The organism is Reichenbachiella versicolor (genome assembly GCF_003171675.1).
Lineage (GTDB): Bacteria > Bacteroidota > Bacteroidia > Cytophagales > Cyclobacteriaceae > Reichenbachiella > Reichenbachiella versicolor.
Genome location: NZ_QFZQ01000005.1, coordinates 468,693 through 485,755, shown reverse-complemented (window position 1 = coordinate 485,755; position 17,063 = coordinate 468,693). Strand labels below are relative to the sequence as shown.

18 protein-coding genes are annotated in these 17,063 nt (G+C 36.1%); 10 read left to right on the top strand and 8 right to left on the bottom strand.

What is annotated here, in order from left to right:
• Window positions 1-14: 14 nt before the first annotated feature.
• The 5 genes from DKG80_RS12560 to nrdG form a co-directional block, all read right to left on the bottom strand.
• A complete protein-coding gene (locus tag DKG80_RS12560; protein ID WP_109831691.1) occupies window positions 15-896 on the bottom strand; it encodes a 1-aminocyclopropane-1-carboxylate deaminase/D-cysteine desulfhydrase in 882 nt (293 codons plus the stop codon).
• 4 nt (window positions 897-900) lie between these two features.
• Window positions 901-1,830, bottom strand: coding sequence for a TerB family tellurite resistance protein (locus DKG80_RS12555; protein ID WP_109831690.1), 930 nt, complete (start codon window positions 1,828-1,830; stop codon window positions 901-903).
• A gap of 204 nt (window positions 1,831-2,034) precedes the next feature.
• A complete protein-coding gene (locus tag DKG80_RS12550) occupies window positions 2,035-2,574 on the bottom strand; it encodes a TerB family tellurite resistance protein (protein ID WP_162555858.1) in 540 nt (179 codons plus the stop codon).
• 132 nt (window positions 2,575-2,706) lie between these two features.
• Entirely contained in the window at window positions 2,707-4,527 is a 1,821-nt protein-coding gene (gene nrdD, locus DKG80_RS12545; RefSeq protein WP_221409120.1) for an anaerobic ribonucleoside-triphosphate reductase, read from the bottom strand.
• Window positions 4,524-4,979: an anaerobic ribonucleoside-triphosphate reductase activating protein gene (gene nrdG / locus DKG80_RS12540; protein WP_109831687.1), complete on the bottom strand. Its 456-nt coding sequence runs from the start codon at window positions 4,977-4,979 to the stop codon at window positions 4,524-4,526. Before nrdG ends, nrdD begins: the two co-directional genes overlap by 4 nt.
• Before the next feature lie 394 nt (window positions 4,980-5,373).
• Here nrdG and DKG80_RS12535 point away from each other — a divergent pair, with 394 nt between their 5' ends.
• The 5 genes from DKG80_RS12535 to nadD all read left to right on the top strand — a co-directional run bounded on the left by DKG80_RS12535 (window position 5,374) and on the right by nadD (window position 8,184).
• Window positions 5,374-5,832: a YdeI/OmpD-associated family protein gene (locus DKG80_RS12535; protein WP_109831741.1), complete on the top strand. Its 459-nt coding sequence runs from the start codon at window positions 5,374-5,376 to the stop codon at window positions 5,830-5,832.
• A 339-nt stretch (window positions 5,833-6,171) separates the two neighbouring features.
• A complete protein-coding gene (locus DKG80_RS12530; protein ID WP_109831686.1) occupies window positions 6,172-6,759 on the top strand; it encodes a sigma-70 family RNA polymerase sigma factor in 588 nt (195 codons plus the stop codon).
• Window positions 6,728-7,033: a hypothetical protein gene (locus DKG80_RS12525; RefSeq protein ID WP_109831685.1), complete on the top strand. Its 306-nt coding sequence runs from the start codon at window positions 6,728-6,730 to the stop codon at window positions 7,031-7,033. Before DKG80_RS12530 ends, DKG80_RS12525 begins: the two co-directional genes overlap by 32 nt.
• A 5-nt stretch (window positions 7,034-7,038) precedes the next feature.
• A complete protein-coding gene (gene gmk / locus DKG80_RS12520) occupies window positions 7,039-7,608 on the top strand; it encodes a guanylate kinase (RefSeq protein ID WP_109831684.1) in 570 nt (189 codons plus the stop codon).
• 3 nt (window positions 7,609-7,611) lie between these two features.
• Window positions 7,612-8,184: a nicotinate (nicotinamide) nucleotide adenylyltransferase gene (nadD, locus tag DKG80_RS12515; protein ID WP_109831683.1), complete on the top strand. Its 573-nt coding sequence runs from the start codon at window positions 7,612-7,614 to the stop codon at window positions 8,182-8,184.
• A 55-nt stretch (window positions 8,185-8,239) separates the two neighbouring features.
• On the opposite strand, the gene frr is transcribed toward nadD, so the two are convergent.
• From frr to DKG80_RS12500, 3 genes are all read right to left on the bottom strand, one after another.
• Window positions 8,240-8,800 (bottom strand): ribosome recycling factor, encoded by a 561-nt coding sequence (gene frr / locus DKG80_RS12510; RefSeq protein ID WP_109831682.1) that lies wholly within the window; start codon window positions 8,798-8,800, stop codon window positions 8,240-8,242.
• Between the two features lie 48 nt (window positions 8,801-8,848).
• The gene (gene pyrH / locus DKG80_RS12505) at window positions 8,849-9,553 is read right to left on the bottom strand and encodes a UMP kinase (RefSeq protein ID WP_109831681.1); all 705 of its coding nucleotides are present in this window, start codon (window positions 9,551-9,553) and stop codon (window positions 8,849-8,851) included.
• Window positions 9,554-9,637: 84 nt separating this feature from the next.
• Window positions 9,638-10,114 carry an Lrp/AsnC ligand binding domain-containing protein gene (locus DKG80_RS12500; protein ID WP_109831680.1) on the bottom strand — a complete coding sequence of 159 codons (477 nt, stop codon included), beginning with the start codon at window positions 10,112-10,114 and terminating at the stop codon, window positions 9,638-9,640.
• A 747-nt stretch (window positions 10,115-10,861) separates the two neighbouring features.
• On the opposite strand from DKG80_RS12500, the gene DKG80_RS12495 reads away from it, so the two are divergent.
• From DKG80_RS12495 to typA, 5 genes are all read left to right on the top strand, one after another.
• Window positions 10,862-12,547 (top strand): AMP-binding protein, encoded by a 1,686-nt coding sequence (locus tag DKG80_RS12495; RefSeq protein ID WP_109831679.1) that lies wholly within the window; start codon window positions 10,862-10,864, stop codon window positions 12,545-12,547.
• A gap of 61 nt (window positions 12,548-12,608) precedes the next feature.
• Window positions 12,609-13,508, top strand: a complete 900-nt coding sequence (locus DKG80_RS12490; protein ID WP_109831678.1) for a DUF3078 domain-containing protein — start codon at window positions 12,609-12,611, stop codon at window positions 13,506-13,508.
• Window positions 13,509-13,522: 14 nt separating this feature from the next.
• A complete protein-coding gene (locus DKG80_RS12485) occupies window positions 13,523-14,401 on the top strand; it encodes a diacylglycerol/lipid kinase family protein (protein WP_162555857.1) in 879 nt (292 codons plus the stop codon).
• 42 nt (window positions 14,402-14,443) lie between these two features.
• Window positions 14,444-15,115: a hypothetical protein gene (locus DKG80_RS12480; RefSeq protein ID WP_109831676.1), complete on the top strand. Its 672-nt coding sequence runs from the start codon at window positions 14,444-14,446 to the stop codon at window positions 15,113-15,115.
• A 137-nt stretch (window positions 15,116-15,252) separates the two neighbouring features.
• Window positions 15,253-17,025, top strand: coding sequence for a translational GTPase TypA (typA, locus tag DKG80_RS12475; protein WP_109831675.1), 1,773 nt, complete (start codon window positions 15,253-15,255; stop codon window positions 17,023-17,025).
• The last annotated feature ends 38 nt before the right edge of the window (window positions 17,026-17,063 follow it).

The following is a 17,063-nucleotide window of genomic DNA, read 5'->3' as shown; positions in this document are numbered from 1 at the left end:
TTGTTTTTATTAAGCTAAGCTTGTTTGTAAAAGTTGCTTCCTTGTAAGCCACCAGTATGAACCGCAATGATTCTTGTTCCCTTAGGGAATTGGTCTTTTTGTATCATGTTAAAAAGCCCAAAGAGCATTTTTCCAGTATAGATATGATCCAAGGGTACTTGATGCTTAGTGTAGAAGTTTTGAATAAAATGAATAAGTTGATTATCGAGTTTGGCATATCCACCAAAGTGATAATTATTAATTAGCTTCCATTGCTTTGAACTAGTTAAAAAGGCTATTTCCTTTTTAAGATAATCTTCTCCTTTTAGTGCAGCAAAACCCAGTGCTGTTTGGTAAGGTTTCAGTTCATTGGATATTCCAGCAATAGTACCTCCTGTGCCAACCGCACTACATATATAATCGAAATCAATTTCTATTTCGGTTACTAATTCAGCAACTCCTTTAGTTGCTGATACATTGCTTCCTCCTTCGGGAATGATGAATGCTTGAAATTCAGAGGCTAGTTCTCTTAGCCATAAATTATCGATACGTTTTCGGTAACCTGATCTTGTTACAAATCGAAGCTCCATTCCATTGTTATGAGCTTTTGACAACGTTTGGTTTGAGCTTTCGCTGAGTTCATCTCCGCGAATGATACCGATGGATTTGAACCCATATCGCTTGCATGCAGCTGCAGTTGCAGCAATATGATTTGAGTATGCACCACCAAAGGTTAAGATGTTTTGATAACCTTCTTTCTGCGCATCAATAAGGTTGTATTTGAGTTTTCTCCATTTGTTACCTGAAATCTCTGGATGGATGATGTCATCCCTTTTTATCCAAAGTTGTATATCTTTTGAGTCGAGAAGATCATCTTTGATTTCTACAATAGGTGTAGCTTGAAATTGCTCAAACACTCGACTACTTATCTCTACTATATATTGTGGGACTAATAAAATCAGCGTCGGTTTGAACTTCTAGTTTATCGAAGACAGGCATTTCAATATTTTCGAAATAATCATCAAAGAGAGTCTCTAAGTAAGAATTAGTGAAGATATCATCTTCTAGAAAATCTTCCGGGATATTGGGTAGGGCTGCCTTCATTTCTTCATCTGACACTTCTAGCAGTGTTCGAAATATTCTAAAGAATTTAGTTTCATTGTAGTCCAAAAAACCATCAGCATTAAGAATATTGATGGCAATTTCGATCAACTGAATCTCCTGATCTTTATCAATGGTTGCATTCTTGAGAACTTTGAAATAATCTTTTAGATATCCAATTCCTTTTTGATTGATTATCTCAACCAAAAAGTCTAATTCAGTGTCAATATCAATATCTCCAAAAAATTTCTTGTCGTTAGCCATTCCTTTTATTAATGCCACTTCGTTTTGGTCTATGTTACCATCACAAGTCATAAAGGAAAAGGCTGTTTGTAACCGTATCTTGTCAAAGTTGTAAATACTTTGCTCATCTTCATCAGCCATGCTATTAAATGTCCAGTCTTCTATACCTTGTACATTGTCATCTATTCTATGTTTCGTAGATGTGGATGAAGGTATATGTGCAGCATATCTGATAAGTTTCAAAGATTTGTCCCTTGCATCATTTGAAGTACGGTAGGTTGTTTTGAAATAATCAACTGCACATTGAAGTATCTCTTTTGCCAAGTTATCACATGTGTTAATAACCTTTTTGTCAGAAAAGTCGGCATTAGCTTGAAGACTATTTATATAATCTTTAGTGCTCTCATATAGATCAATTCCTAACTGATAGGCCTTCGATTTATCTGCTCTTCTTTGACTTTTATTCTCTTCTACTTTTTTTGTGACGTGATTAACGAGTTCTTCCATGGTGATTTTTTTTGGCTATGAGCCTAGTTGCAGAGGAATTGTGAGTTAAAGTTAATCATTTGATAGTGTCTAGGGAATAAGGTAGTTGATAATTGTATTTAGTGTTGGAGTGTGTGTAATTGTAGGTGTTTAAAAAACAAACGCCAGAGCTTATCTGGCGTTTGTAACATCTTATATTTTTCGGATACAATCTTTCTCTAAATATTACTCAGCTATATCCCCAAGGTTTGAATCTTCTGAAATGTCATGCACATCTGATACGTCAAATTCAGGAAGAGACTGATTTTTGAAATAGTTACTATACAAGACTTTTACATATTCTTCAGTGAATTCATCATCCCACATAAAGTCTTTGGCTAATTGGGGGTATCTTGATATGATCTTTTCATCCGATACCTTTAGCATAGTTCTTAAAACTCTCAGAAATCTTACTTCCTCACTTTTTACTTCATCATCGGCATAGATTATATCCACAGCTACTTGAATTAAATCTAATTCTTCGTCAACAGAAAGTTCAGCCTTATTGACTCTTCGAAAATAGTCTTTCAAAAAGTCCATGCCTTTTAGATTAATTTTCTCAAGCATGGTTTCCAGCTCTTTGGTAATATCAATATCACCGAAAAGCTTATTGGCTTTGTCCATGTCCTTGATCTTCAGAACTTCGCTCTTATCAATGTGTCCATCGCAAGTCATGAACGAAAATGCAGTTCGCAATAACAAGTATGGGTAATTTGGGTGTGTCATTAGAATCATAATATATGAGCCATTAAAATTAATGAAATTCCCCGAACTCAAAACATAGCCTGATAAAACAACAAAATTAGGGGGGTGATCTATGAATCTCAAAGATCATTTAAGTGCCTTGGTAAAATTGATTTACACTGTGCAAAATTCCTTTGTGACATTTTGTTGTTTTTCACTTTTGTCCAGATGGTAGTGTCTTAGACTTTCCTCATTTTGACGAGCACTACTGAAATTAGAGACTCGTTTGAGGTAGCCTATTACTCTAGTACCGTGATCTACATCGATTGAACCACACTTACTGCAGTGGTGTTGCGTTTTCTTGTCAATGTGTTTACAGTGGTTACAAATCGTGATTTTGATATTAAAACAAAAGTAATTGCAACCTGCTTTAGCAGTAGCATTTAATAGTTTTCGGAAAGAGCTCTTACTTGGAGTTTCTTCTAAGTTAATATGTAGTGCAGACCCACCGTCAAGATACTTTATGGTTTGGTTTCCATGCAAGATTACTTTGTCGAGTGTGTTGACTTGATCATTCTCTACAGGGTAAAAATAGGAGTTATAACAATTCCTTGGAGAGAAAAGACCATCTTGTTTATCCCATTTAGCATTTTTTACACCAAGGTTTTCTGCTGGTACAAATTCAGTATTGAATTTAAAACCATACTCTTCTTTAGCTTCTTTATTAGCATCGAATATTACTTTTAGTTGACTAGCGACCCAGTCAATATAGGAATTATTATTGCTGGCTGTAAAGCCCAGATATTCGGCAGCTTCTACCATGCCATTGATGCCGATTGTCAAGAATTGTTTGTCAAGTGAAATTAATCCAGCGTCATAAACAGGTAAAAGTTTTGCTCGATGATATTCATCTATTAAACTTCTGTATGCCACTTGATATTTATGAATTTTAGTTACTTCTCGTTCTAAATCAGCTCCATTTTGAATTAGACGATTCATATTAATGGTGATAACATTAATAGATCCTGTAGACACTCCGCCAGCTCCTAGAGAGTAACTAAATTGATTATCGGCGATTTCATTTCTTAGTCTGCAGCATGAGGCTAAACTATCCGCATTTTCGGATTGATAGATAAAAAAACTATTTCCTTCGCTTAGTTCTTGTGCACATAAATCAGCGAATTGCTCATCTACTGGCTTACCATTTTTTACTAACATTGCTGCAGTGACAACAGGGAATGTAAGAATAGCTTTGTTTCTTTCCTGATTAAACCAATGCATAAAAAAACGCTGTAATTTATCTAAGCTTGTCCAATTGGGTCTGCTGTAGTCTGGAAACACAAAATCATGGAACATGTTATTGAAATAAGGTTCATCATAAAGTGATATATTCCAGAATACAGATTGATATCCTCGAGCAGCTGCTGGTTGATTAATGGCATATACCACATGTTGTAAGTGATTTCCAATTAATTCCTCATTGTCTTGAAGGTAATCTGAACCATAATCTTTGCGGGCGAAATAGTCGAAGTATAACAAGAATTCTACCGTTGCTAGAGCTCCGGCAAATTGTGAACTGACTGCAAAGACTAAATTTACAAACTCACCACAGTAGCTTTCTAAGTGCTGAGGGGCTTTGCTTTCGCCACCTAATTTCAACAAACCATCAAATAAAAAAGGATACATGCTGATTGAGGCACAATAGGGTTTGAGCGAGGTCTCATCATGGACATAAATCTCATGGCTCTCAATTTGACGAATATATTCCTCTGCGAGTTCCTGACCAAAAAGTGTTTCGATTCGTTTTTTGACTAGCTGGCGGTTGATTTGGATATTGATATCCTTGTTGAGTTCCGCCTCCATTGTAGCGATATTTTTTGTAGAGACATTCGCATTAGCATCTAGAATTGATCCATCAGCTGCGTTGGCAGATCCTATATAGTTTTCGATGAAGTTTATTTTATCTTGAAGTTGGGTGTTTGAAAGAGTGATCATATTGATTTATTTAGGAATAGAGAATTAAGCGTTTTGTTTGTTTTTACCTCAATGAACAACTGGTTGGTAATAGGTGATTCAAGTCCACCTTTTTTTTCAATCCAAGGTCCAGTTTTGAGCCATGTTAATTCTTGTTTGATTTCTTTAGAGATACGTGTCAGACCTGTATAGAGACAGGTCTTATAGCCTCTAGCTTTTGCTATTCTGAGTTTATTAACTAGGTCTTGTTCATACCACTCTCCACCCATGAATAAGACACAAGTGGCGAGATTTTGATATTGATTTAAGTAATTTGTGTATTGTTCATTTGATAAGAGTTTTCCGTTATGGCTATCCCATAAAAACTCTGAGTGACAACCTTTGCATTTAAGAGGGCATCCAGTGATTGTGAAACATATACAGAGTTCTCCAGGAACCTCCTGAGTAGTGATATCTACATTTGTACTACGCATAGATTTACAGTTGAATTATGCTGGGGTTTAAAGTCTCTACTTCAATAAACCTAAGAAGTGGATAACTTTAAAAACATTATAAAAGTAGCGTCTCCAAATAAGATACTTGGAATGATTATTCTCATCTTGATTTGCATCATGTAGGAAAAGTTGATCCTCATCATGAATCCATTTTTATTGAGTTAAGCCTGTTTTTAGATTTAAATATTTAAGTGTTTTGATGTTAAGTACTGATTGATAGTGGCCTATGAAACTGTACATTCTTTCTGTAGTGATGTAAAGAATTGAAAAGGAAACTATCTTGATAAAGTGTGAATAATATGTGGATCATTTTTGTTTATCCACAATGTTGAATTTATTTCCCTTTTTATTTGAGCAATTAGCTTTGTTAAATATGACGAAATCTGGAATAATTAAGGATCGTGTATTAAAGAAGTTTCCAGGTAAAGGAGGTTGGACGTATGCCGAGGTTCCTGAGATAATGCCTAGCTCAGATGCTCCGTTTGGGTGGGTTACTGTCAGTGGGTATATTGATGAATATGAGCTAAAGAAAATAAAGCTTCTGCCGATGGGTGATGGTAAGCTATTTCTTCCTGTCAAGTCTATGATTAGAAAGAAGATTAATAAGGAAGCAGGAGATACAGTTTTATTACAGCTTTTTATAGATAACACTCCCGTTAAAGTTCCTAAAGAAATATATGACTGTCTAAGTTTGATTGGGGCGGAAGTGAAAAGGTCATTTGACGAACTAAACGATTCTTCTCGTAAAGCATATGTAGATTGGATATACGAAGCCAAATCAAATGCTGTCAAAGAGAAAAGAATAGCTAAAATGATTCAGGATTTAGAATAGTACTATGATTTTACATTCTAGGAGTATGTTCATGTAAACTTGATCTGTTAACCTTTGTAAAATTATGACTAGAATGGTTTTGATCCATTTGCGGAACTTTTTGATACTCCTAACTTGTTTCAAGTTAACAATGTCAATTTGAGGCTGTGATACTTTTGTGATATTTATGTTTAGGAACGTTGAACTTTAAAAATCGACTTCCATCAGTTCTTTTCGTCTATTTGATTATCACTTAAAACAAGTGTCGTTTCAGTATATAAGCTGATACGTTTGTTGAATCAAATTTTTAGACAATTGCATACACAGTTAAACTCCATAAATGACTCAGGGATATTGTTGATGGAAAAACCTCCTGTTAATGGGAAGTATACTGACAAAGAGAAGCATCGTCTTTTTAATGAAGAGTTTATGCCTAATCTTGATGCTATGTACAATTTCGCTTATCGACTCACATATGATGCAGATGATGCTAATGATTTAGTACAAGATGCTTTTATGAAATCATTTCGTTTCATCAATTCATTTCAGCGTGGAACTAATGCGAAAGCATGGTTGTTTCGAATATTGAAAAATAGTTTCATTAATGACTACCGTAAGAAAAGCAAACAGCCTTCTAAGGTAGATTATCAGGATGTGGAAGGTTTTTATAACTCTGAAAAAACTGAGTCAGAAGCGACTGTAGACCTTAGAGTTGATACTGTTAAAAATATGATCGGAGATGAGATCACTATAGCGCTCAACTCTCTAGACGTAGATTTTAGGACGGTGATAATCTTGTGCGATTTAGAAGGGTTTACCTATGAGGAGATGTCTAAAATCTTAGATATTCCAATTGGTACTGTAAGGTCTAGATTACACAGAGCACGAAATGTATTGAAGATCAAGTTAGAAGTCTATGCTAAAAGCATGGGATATAACAAGAATTAAAAGATTGAACAAAGATATTCTACAAGCAAGGTTCGAGGCTGGTACGGCTGATTGTTCGGAGTATATTGAATTGATCCAGAATGTAGTAGATAATAGATCTACTCCTGAACAAGAACTATATCTTAAGCGTCACCTCAAAATGTGTTTAAAATGCTTGAATAAACTAAATTTGGATCTCGAATTGAAAAAGGCTATTCAACACAAGGTTCGGTACAAGGATGTGCCTGTGGGGCTAGCAAATTCGATTCGTAAGAAGATTTCGAATTCAGTTTAAATTCAATGCAATCAGGTAAAGCCTTTATTTTTTCAGCTCCATCTGGATCTGGGAAAACAACTATAGTTAAGTATCTTCTCGGTAAATATCCAGAGCTGGAATTTTCTATCTCCGCAGCTACACGCCAAAAACGTCCAGAAGAAGTTAATGGAAAGGACTATTACTTCTTTTCTCAGCAGGACTTTGAGGAGCGTATAAAAAATGATGAGTTTATCGAGTACGAAGAAGTCTATGAAGGAAGTTACTATGGCACACTAAAATCAGAGATAGATAGAATATGGGCTAAAGGACATCATGTGATTTTTGATGTAGATGTGAAAGGAGGCTTGAATATCAAAAAATTTTTCGGGGACAAAGCCCTTGCCATTTTTGTCAAGGTACCAGACATGACTACTTTATCCTCTAGGCTCAAAAATCGAGGAACCGAAACCCCTGAGAGTCTTCAAAAAAGAATTGACAAAGCTGAGTATGAGATGAGTTTTGAAGATCAATTTGACACCACTATTGTTAATGATAATCTAGAAGTATCATTACCTGAAAGCGAAAAGTTGTACATGAACTTTTTGTCTAAGTAGCAGATGAAAGTAGGATTGTTTTTTGGTTCTTTCAATCCCATCCATGTGGGACATATGATTATAGCTCAGACAATGCTAGAATCTGGTAACATTGATGAATTGTGGTTTGTTGTTTCTCCACAAAATCCATTTAAAAAGAATACCAATTTACTTCATGAATTTGAACGGTTTGACATGGTACAAGCCGCTACTTTTGATAATCCTAGGTTTAAAGTAAGTGATGTTGAATTTCATATTTCCAAGCCAAGCTATACTATTGATACTTTGACAGTATTAAGTGACAAATTCAGATCGTACGATTTTAAGTTGATTATAGGAGGAGACAATTTAACTCACTTTCATAAGTGGAAAAACTATAAAGAAATATTGAAGCAATATGAACTGTTGGTATACCCGAGACCAAGTGCTAAAACTCCTTCTTTTGAATGTCCAGATACTGTCAAGTTTATAGATGCTCCTCAGATGCAAATTTCAGCTACCTTCATCAGAGATAGAATTAGGTCTGGTTATTCTATTAGATATTTAGTTCCAAAAGAAGTCGAGGAACTAATTCTCAGTAGAAAGCTATTTGTGTAAAACAAAACAGCCCAAAGTAAAACTTCGGGCCGTTCAGGTTATTTATAAAAAGAGATTAAATCGTCATAATGTCCTTTTCTTTCTCGACTAGCAATTGATCAATTTTAGCGACATGTGCGTCAGTTAATTTTTGAACATCCTCCTCAGCACCTTTGATAGCGTCTTCAGATACACCGTCTCCTTTTAATTTTTTCAAAGAGTCGTTAGTGTCTTTTCTTACATTTCTAACAGAAACTTTTCCATTTTCTCCTTCAGATTTAGCCTGTTTTACCAAGTCTTTTCTTCTTTCTTCAGTCAGTGCAGGAATATTGATTCTGATTTGCTCTCCATCATTTTGAGGATTCAGACCTAGATCGCTATTGATAATAGCTTTCTCAATTTCAGCAATCATGTTTTTTTCCCATGGTTTTACTGAAAGTGTTCTAGCGTCTGGAGTAGTGATTGAAGATACTTGCTGAATCGGAGTTGGACTACCATAATAGTCAACCATGAGCCCATCCAGCATGTTTGGCATCGCTTTACCAGCTCTGATTTTATTAAGTTCTTGCTGAGTATGAGAAACTGATTTGTCCATCAGCTCTTTCGCCTCTTCCAAAAACAATTCTATTTCTTCCATGGTTTATTGCTGTTTTCTTACTTCTAAAATATTTCCGTGAATTTAGGTTCAGTTGATCAATGTACCAACCTCTGCACCAGATACAATACTCTCCAAGTTGCCTTTCTTATTCATATCAAATACTACAATCGGTAGTTTGTTTTCTTGACATAATGTAAATGCAGTCATATCCATTACTTTCAGACCTTTTTCATAAGCTTCTTGGAATGAAATATTAGAGAATTTAGTGGCTGTAGGATCTTTTTCGGGGTCAGCTGTATATACTCCGTCAACTCTAGTTCCTTTTAAAACTACGTCAGCCTCAATCTCAATAGCTCTTAAGCTAGCGGTAGAATCTGTAGTAAAGTATGGATTTCCGATACCTGCCCCAAAAATTACTATTCTCCCTTTTTCTAAGTGTCGAACAGCTCTTCTCTTGATAAATGGCTCACAGACTTCTTCGATTTTGATACCTGACATAAGTCTGGTATATAGTCCCGCCTTTTCTAGAGCAGATTGTAGAGCCATGGCATTAATTACAGTGGCTAACATACCCATATAATCGCCTTGAACTCTGTCAATTCCAGATTTTTCGGCATCTACTCCTCTAAAGATGTTTCCACCACCTATTACGATGGCTATTTCTACACCTGTTTCTTGTACCTTTTGGATGTCTTGTACGTATTGATCCAGTCTAGCAGCATCTATGCCGTACTGATTTTCACCCATCAAAGCTTCGCCGCTTAGCTTAAGGAGTATTCTTTTGTATTTCATTTTCTGGGATTGTAACTAAAAAAAATTTTACAAATATAGACCCCTCTTTGAATTCATCAATTACAATTTTGAAAATGCTCTTAACTATTTATTGTCATCTATCAAGGTTATCGGTCTACTTAGGCTTTCATCTAAGGATATAATGGTTTCAGTACGGTCGATACCTTCTACCATCTGAATTTTATCATGAAGGACCTCTCTAAGATGATTCGTATCTCTACAATGAATCTTAATAAATATATTGTAGTTACCAGTAGTGTAGTGAACTTTTACGATTTCGGGTATTTGATTAAGTTCCTTTACCACTTTGTCATATAATGAACTCTTCTCTAAATATATTCCTAAGAAACAAGTAACATCAAAGCCTAGCTTAGTGTAGTCTAGCTGTAGCGTAGTTCCTAACACTACTCCCATCTCTTCTAATTTTTTCATTCTAACGTGAACAGTTCCTCCTGAAACGAACACTTTCTTAGCAATCTCAGTGTAAGGAGTTTTAGCGTCTTCCATAAGGTGGGAAAGAATTTTTAAGTCGATCTCATCAATTTCGTAATTTTTAGACATGTTTTATAGCAGTTTTTATGAAATACTCAATGGAATATAATATTTGTTAGATGAGGTCTAATTATTACTCTATTTTAATGAAATATTTTTAATAATCCGAGCGATTGCCTTACCTTTGTCATCACAAAAGCAAAAGAAAAAGTTCTTTTATATACTGTAGGGTGATGAAATAGGCAGCCATACCCTCCTGTCTCGAGGGTGAGGACAACGGGATAAACGCTCTTCATTTAGAGTGGCTAACTGCTTCGTGGAGGTTCGAATCCTTCTCCTACAGCTTTTTGAAATATTGGATCACTGAAAGAGTGATCGTACACTGTAGGGTGATGAAATAGGCAGCCGTGCCCTCCTGTCTCGAGGGTGAAGATAAGGGATAAACACATTTTTGGATGTAGCTAACTGCTTCGTGGAGGTTCGAATCCTTCTCCTACAGCTTTTGAAATTCTTAATTACTTGAAGAGTAATCATACACTGTAGGGTGATGAAACTTGGCAGCCATGCCCTCCTGTCTCGAGGGTGAGGGAAAGGGATAAAACTTTGTGTCTAACCGCCTCGTGGAGGTTCGAATCCTTCTCCTACAGCAATCATTTTTGGGTTAATGTTGTTTAATGAAAGAGTCTGGTTTGCGCCAGACTTTTTTGCTTTGTACACTTTTGTACAATTTTTTAGTCAAGTTCGGATTTGATTATCGCTCATCATTAGGCATATTTATAAGTACATTACTTTTTTAATTAAGATAAGACGACCCAAATGAGTAATTACCCATGGCATCAAAGCTATTCTAAAGGTGTTCCACACCAGATAGATCCTGATCATTATTCATCACTTGCAGACCTGCTAGAATTTGGTTTTTCGGAGTTTGCTGATAGACCATGTATGCAAAATATGGGTAAGTGTTACACTTACAGTGAAATAGGAGAGATGTCTCGACAGCTTGCGGCTTATTTTCAGAACTGCACGGATTTAAAAAAAGGGGATAGAATTGCTATTCAACTTCCGAACTTAATTCAATATCCTGTAGCAATGTTTGCTGCTTTGAAAAGTGGCTTGGTAGTAGTAAATGTAAATCCTCTCTATACTCCTGATGAAATGAAACATCAGCTCAATGATAGTGGAGCTAAAGCGATTATCATTTTAACCAATTTTGCACATAACCTTCAAGAAATCCTACATGAGACTTCAGTTGAAACGATTATTACTACTGAAATAGGTGATTTACTAGGAGGTTTGAAGAAAGTCATTACCAATTTTGTTGTGAAAAAGGTCAAGAAAATGGTACCGCCTTACTCATTACCTTTAGCTAATACTTTCAACTATGCATTGTCCGAGGGAAAGAAGAATTTGTTTACTCGGGTAGAAATATCTTCGGATGATATTGCTTTTCTTCAATATACAGGTGGTACTACTGGTGTTTCTAAAGGAGCAATGCTGACTCATAGAAATCTCGTTGCAAATCTAGAACAGGTTTGTGCATGGCTTCGAACACTATTAGTAGATAGAGAAGAGATAGTAGTCACGGCATTGCCACTATATCACGTCTTTGCTTTGACCAGTAATTGCCTGACGATGTTTAAACTAGGTGCCAAAAATGTTTTGATCACTAATCCTAGAGATATGAAAGGATATCTCAAAGAGATAAAAAATCTTAAGTTCACCGTAATTACTGGAGTAAATACTCTTTTCAACGGAATGTTAAATCATCCAGACTTTCAGAAAGTAGATTTTAGTAATCTAAAAATGGCTTTTGGTGGAGGTATGGCCTTGCAACGAGCCGTTGTTGAAAAGTGGAACTCTATTACTGGATCCGTATTGGTTGAGGGGTATGGGTTAACAGAAACATCTCCAGTCTTATGTATTAATCCAGTTGATGGACATGACAGAATAGGTACTATTGGGTTGCCTGTATCTAGTACAGAAGTCAAAATTATGGATGATGAAGGCAATGAAGTTCCATATGGAGAGCCGGGAGAGCTTTGGGCTAGAGGGCCTCAGGTTATGAAAGGCTACTGGAATAATGATGCGGAAACCGCATTAGTCATGGAAGGTGATTGGTTCAAAACAGGAGATATCGCTACGATGACAGAAGATGGTTTTCCGAGTATTGTTGATAGGAAGAAAGAAATGATTCTAGTATCTGGGTTCAACGTTTATCCAAACGAAGTGGAGGAAGCTCTCATGAAGCACCCTAAAGTATTTGAAGCTGGAGTAATAGGAGTACCTAATTCTAAAACAACTGAAGCTGTGAAGGCCTTTATAGTCAAGAAAGATGATTCATTGACCGAAGAGGAACTGAGATCATATGCTAAGGAACATTTGACAGCCTATAAATGCGCTAAGTATATTGAATTTGTTGATGAGTTACCAAAATCAAATGTCGGTAAGATTTTAAGGAGGATTTTAAAAGAAAACGATTTGAAAGATAATTCATACGATTAAGTAGTAAATAACTTATAAAGTGAAGTAGGGATTTATAGCTTTGCATCAAAATCCCTTAACTATGAGAACAATACCTTTAATCTTAACTTTATTAATTAGCGTTTCCACCGTCTACGCACAAACAGATACTACCTACTGGAATACTGGGGGTAATATTGGAATTAATTTTAACCAATCAACTCTCTCAAACTGGTCGGCAGGAGGTACAAGTTCTGTATCTGGTACTGGCGTGATGTTTTTACTAGCAGATTATGCTAAGAGTCGGGTTTACTGGAATAATAGCCTCGATTTAGGATATGGACTTCTAAAAGAAGAAGGACAAGGTACAAGAAAAACTGAGGATAAAATAGTATTAGTGTCAAACTACGGGGCTCAACTTTCACCACAAAATGATAAATGGTTTTTTAGTGCGCTACTAGATTTTAGAACCCAGTTTACTGATGGGTTTTCTACAGATAATCCAGATTCTGTGATTTCGAAATTTGCGGCACCAGCATATCTTTTAACTTCCATTGGTCTTGATTACAAACCTTTTAGTTTCCTTTCGTTTAAATTTGGTCTGGTTTCTAGTAAAATGACTTTCGTAAATGACCAAACCCTTGCAGATCGTGGAGCTTTCGGAGTAGATGAAGGTAAAATGTTTCGAGGTGAATTCGGGGGTACATTTGCAGCCAATTTCAACAAAGAGATATTTGAGAATACTACGTTTACATCCAATCTTGTTCTATTCTCTAATTATGTTGAGAATCCAGATAAGATCGATGTCAACTGGGAAAATACTTTAGTAATGAAGATCAATAGCTTTTTGACAGCCAACCTTTACAATCAGTTGATTTATGATTATGATATCAAATTCGATGTGACTGATGAACAAGGGAACGTAGTTCAAGAAGAAAGAGTACAATTCAAGAATATTCTTGGACTGGGCATTTCTTATAAATTTGGAGGACAAAGAGGATAATTTCGGATCTAAAAGTGTCAAATAAAAAGAAGATACTTTTTATTGTAAATCCAGTTTCTGGTCACAATATCAAGGTCAAGTTGGAGGATATTATTCCGTATCATCTTGATCTTGATCAATTTGATTGGTCTCTGAAGAGAACCCAACAGCAAGGTGATGCTGAAATATGGAGTAGAGAAGCAGTTATAGACAATTTTACCGTCGTAGTAGCGGTTGGTGGTGATGGTACTATCAATGAAGTGGCAAGAGGTCTTGTAGGCTCTAAAACTGCTCTGGCGGTTATTCCAAGAGGTTCTGGGAATGGATTTGCCAATTATTTTAAAATACCTAAAGACCCAATTCAGGCGATTGGCGTTATTAACAATCTATCTCTAAAAAAGATTGATACAGGTCGATTCAATGATAAGTTGTTTTTATGTGTAGCTGGAGTCGGGTTTGATGCCCAAGTTGCGTACGCATTTGATAATCATCATAAGCGAGGGTTTTTATCTTATATTCAGCTTACTTTAAAAGAGTACCTAAATTACAAGCCTGCGACATATCATATAAAGTATAAAGACTTGTCTCAGGAAGTAATTGGGTTGCTAATTACAGCTGCTAATTCCACTCAGTTCGGCAATAATGCTCATATTGCTCCTAATGCCGATATTGCTGATGGGAAGCTTGAACTAGTAGTGTTAAAACCGTTTCCGTTTTGGGCTGCAATATCAATAGGTGTCAGGCTTTTTAATGGTACAATTCATAAGTCACGATTTACAGAGACTATCTCTATAGATGAAGTAGTGATAAAATCAAATGAGAATACAGTCGCTCAGGTGGATGGAGAGCCTTTCAGCTGTCAAAATCATTATGAGATAAAAGTTAACCCCCAATCTTTACAGATGGTTTGTTGATATTTCTTCAAAATCGGGGTTTAGGTGTATATTGAGCGAACAATGAAACTCGATTTAAATGAAATATGGGAATTTATGGAGATGGCTCCAGAACCTTATGCCGGAAGTAAAGGAGTTCAGTGGAGTTATGAACTGGTAGTAGGAGAGATTATTGTAAAGGACCTAAAGACTTCGGATATTGAGAGTTTGAAAAACTCTGATTACTATGATACTGAGTTGCTTCCTTCAATTTTTACTTTTCGTGAGATCCTTTGGCAGCCAAATGTTTATGCAAATCCGCAGCTTTGTATTCCACAGCTCAACATTTTAAAAGTCTTTTGTGAAGAGTTTGAAGCAGAGTTTTCACAAAAGGAAGGATTAAAATCGTGGCCATTTTTTGTTTTACTTCAAGGGGTTTCAAAGTTTTGTCAAGAAGCAATTGATAAACTTGTAGAAATAGGTGAGGGAAGTCAAGTTCATGATATAGCTAAGGTGTTAGGAGAATTGAGACGTAAGACATTTCCCATTGTAGAGTTCTTTCTGTTTCATCCATGCAATAGAATCGACTATCAAAAAGACGCTGTTAATCGACTAAACTATGCAGTGAAAATTATGCTTACACAATACAATAATAAGTTCTTTGAGCTCAGTGATCCCTATTGGAATATAACAACGAGTAAAACTGCTAAAAAGAAGATAGCAGATGCAATCGCCGAAGCAAATACAGAAGCTTAAGTTTATTTTAAAAAATATTTTCAAAGCCTATCAATCAGGAAGTTCCTTATTAAAATAAGCTTCTGTTAATAAAAAACTGACCTATCGCAGTTCTAGATTATTCCAGTTACATTTGCCGCTTAATTTTGGAATAAGGTATGTCAGAAATTAGAAATGTAGCGATCATCGCTCACGTTGACCATGGTAAAACAACCCTAGTCGATAAAATCATCTACGCCACTCAAGACTTAAAAAGAGAGCAAAATAACGATGAGTTGATTCTAGATAGTAATGATCTCGAAAGAGAAAGAGGTATCACTATCTTGTCTAAAAATGTCTCTTGTGAGTATAAAGGAGTAAAAATCAATATTATCGATACTCCGGGTCACGCCGACTTTGGAGGAGAAGTAGAACGTGTATTGAGTATGGCTGATGGAGTGATTCTTTTGGTAGATGCTTTTGAAGGAGCAATGCCTCAGACTCGTTTTGTATTGAGTAAAGCGCTTTCTATTGGATTGACTCCTATCGTCGTGGTAAATAAGGTTGATAAAGAAAACTGTCGTCCTGATGAGGTGCATGAAGAAGTCTTCGACTTAATGTTTAACCTTGAGGCTACGGAAGAGCAACTTGATTTTGAGACATTATATGGCTCATCTAAAAATGGCTGGATGGGACATGATTGGAAAGAACCGACGGATAGTATTACTCCGCTCTTAGATACAATCATCAAGGTGATTCCTCCTCCAACTCAAAGAGACGGTGTACCTAGAATGAAAATTACATCTCTTGATTTCTCTTCATTTACTGGCCGTATTGCAATTGGCAGAATATATCAAGGCGAGCTGAAGGAAGGACAAAGCATTGGAGTAACCAAGGCTGATGGTTCTGTTAAGAGAGCTAGAATTAAGGAACTTCATATCTTCGAAGGTTTAGGTAAGAGAAGAGTGGAATCTGTAGGTTGTGGAGATATCTGCGCTGTGACTGGACTTGAAGATTTTGATATCGGAGACACTATTACAGATTTTGACAATCCTGAGCCTATGGAAAGAGTAGCAGTAGATGAACCTACTATGAATATGCTATTCTGTATCAATAACTCACCATTCTTTGGTAAGGAAGGAAAATTCGTTACTTCCCGTCACTTAAGAGATAGGTTATTTAAAGAGACTGAAAAGAATCTTGCTCTAAGAGTACAAGAAACCGACTCTGAAGATAGATTCTTAGTATATGGACGAGGAGTTCTTCACTTATCTGTTTTGATAGAAACTATGAGAAGAGAAGGGTATGAGCTTCAGGTAGGTCAGCCACAGGTTATCTTCAAGGAGATCGATGGGCAAAAGAATGAACCTGTAGAGCTATTAGTGATTGATGTACCAGAAGAAACTTCTGGAAAGGCAATCGAGCTAGTAACCAAAAGAAAAGGAGAGCTGACTGTAATGGAACCTAAAGGAGATGTTCAACATCTTGAGTTTAATATACCAGCAAGAGGTTTGATTGGTTTGAGAAATCAAATATTGACAGCTACAGCAGGTGAAGCGGTTATCACTCATAGATTTCAAGGTTATGAACCATTCAAAGGAGAAATGCCTGGTAGACAAAATGGTTCATTGGTATCAATGGAAATGGGAGCTTCAACGGCTTACTCTATTGACAAACTACAAGATAGAGGTATATTCTTTGTAGACCCAGGAGAAGACCTTTATATAGGTCAAGTCATAGGAGAGCACTCTAGAGCTAATGATCTCGCTGTCAATGTTCAGAAAGGAAAGAAGCTAACGAATATGAGAGCGGCGGGGTCTGACAATAATTCTAAAATTGCTCCAGCCAAGAAATTTTCTTTAGAAGAAGCACTGGAATATATTAATGAAGATGAGTATGTAGAAGTAACACCTACATCTCTTAGAATGAGAAAAATAGATTTTAAGGCTTAAGAGCTGATAAAAATATTGAAGGAAAAGGAGCTTTTGAG

Excerpts from the sequence above, each read along its gene's own strand:
- DKG80_RS12535 (WP_109831741.1), top strand. The coding sequence starts at position 5,374 with ATGACGAAATCTGGAATAATTAAGGATCGTGTATTAAAGAAGTTTCCA.
- DKG80_RS12550 (WP_162555858.1), bottom strand. The coding sequence starts at position 2,574 with ATGACACACCCAAATTACCCATACTTGTTATTGCGAACTGCATTTTCG.
- DKG80_RS12495 (WP_109831679.1), top strand. The coding sequence starts at position 10,862 with ATGAGTAATTACCCATGGCATCAAAGCTATTCTAAAGGTGTTCCACAC.
- pyrH (WP_109831681.1), bottom strand. The coding sequence starts at position 9,553 with ATGAAATACAAAAGAATACTCCTTAAGCTAAGCGGCGAAGCTTTGATG.
- DKG80_RS12490 (WP_109831678.1), top strand. The coding sequence starts at position 12,609 with ATGAGAACAATACCTTTAATCTTAACTTTATTAATTAGCGTTTCCACC.
- DKG80_RS12480 (WP_109831676.1), top strand. The coding sequence starts at position 14,444 with ATGAAACTCGATTTAAATGAAATATGGGAATTTATGGAGATGGCTCCA.
- DKG80_RS12555 (WP_109831690.1), bottom strand. The coding sequence starts at position 1,830 with ATGGAAGAACTCGTTAATCACGTCACAAAAAAAGTAGAAGAGAATAAA.
- gmk (WP_109831684.1), top strand. The coding sequence starts at position 7,039 with ATGCAATCAGGTAAAGCCTTTATTTTTTCAGCTCCATCTGGATCTGGG.
- typA (WP_109831675.1), top strand. The coding sequence starts at position 15,253 with ATGTCAGAAATTAGAAATGTAGCGATCATCGCTCACGTTGACCATGGT.
- nadD (WP_109831683.1), top strand. The coding sequence starts at position 7,612 with ATGAAAGTAGGATTGTTTTTTGGTTCTTTCAATCCCATCCATGTGGGA.
- DKG80_RS12500 (WP_109831680.1), bottom strand. The coding sequence starts at position 10,114 with ATGTCTAAAAATTACGAAATTGATGAGATCGACTTAAAAATTCTTTCC.
- DKG80_RS12525 (WP_109831685.1), top strand. The coding sequence starts at position 6,728 with ATGCTAAAAGCATGGGATATAACAAGAATTAAAAGATTGAACAAAGAT.
- nrdG (WP_109831687.1), bottom strand. The coding sequence starts at position 4,979 with ATGCGTAGTACAAATGTAGATATCACTACTCAGGAGGTTCCTGGAGAA.
- frr (WP_109831682.1), bottom strand. The coding sequence starts at position 8,800 with ATGGAAGAAATAGAATTGTTTTTGGAAGAGGCGAAAGAGCTGATGGAC.
- DKG80_RS12530 (WP_109831686.1), top strand. The coding sequence starts at position 6,172 with ATGGAAAAACCTCCTGTTAATGGGAAGTATACTGACAAAGAGAAGCAT.
- nrdD (WP_221409120.1), bottom strand. The coding sequence starts at position 4,527 with ATGATCACTCTTTCAAACACCCAACTTCAAGATAAAATAAACTTCATC.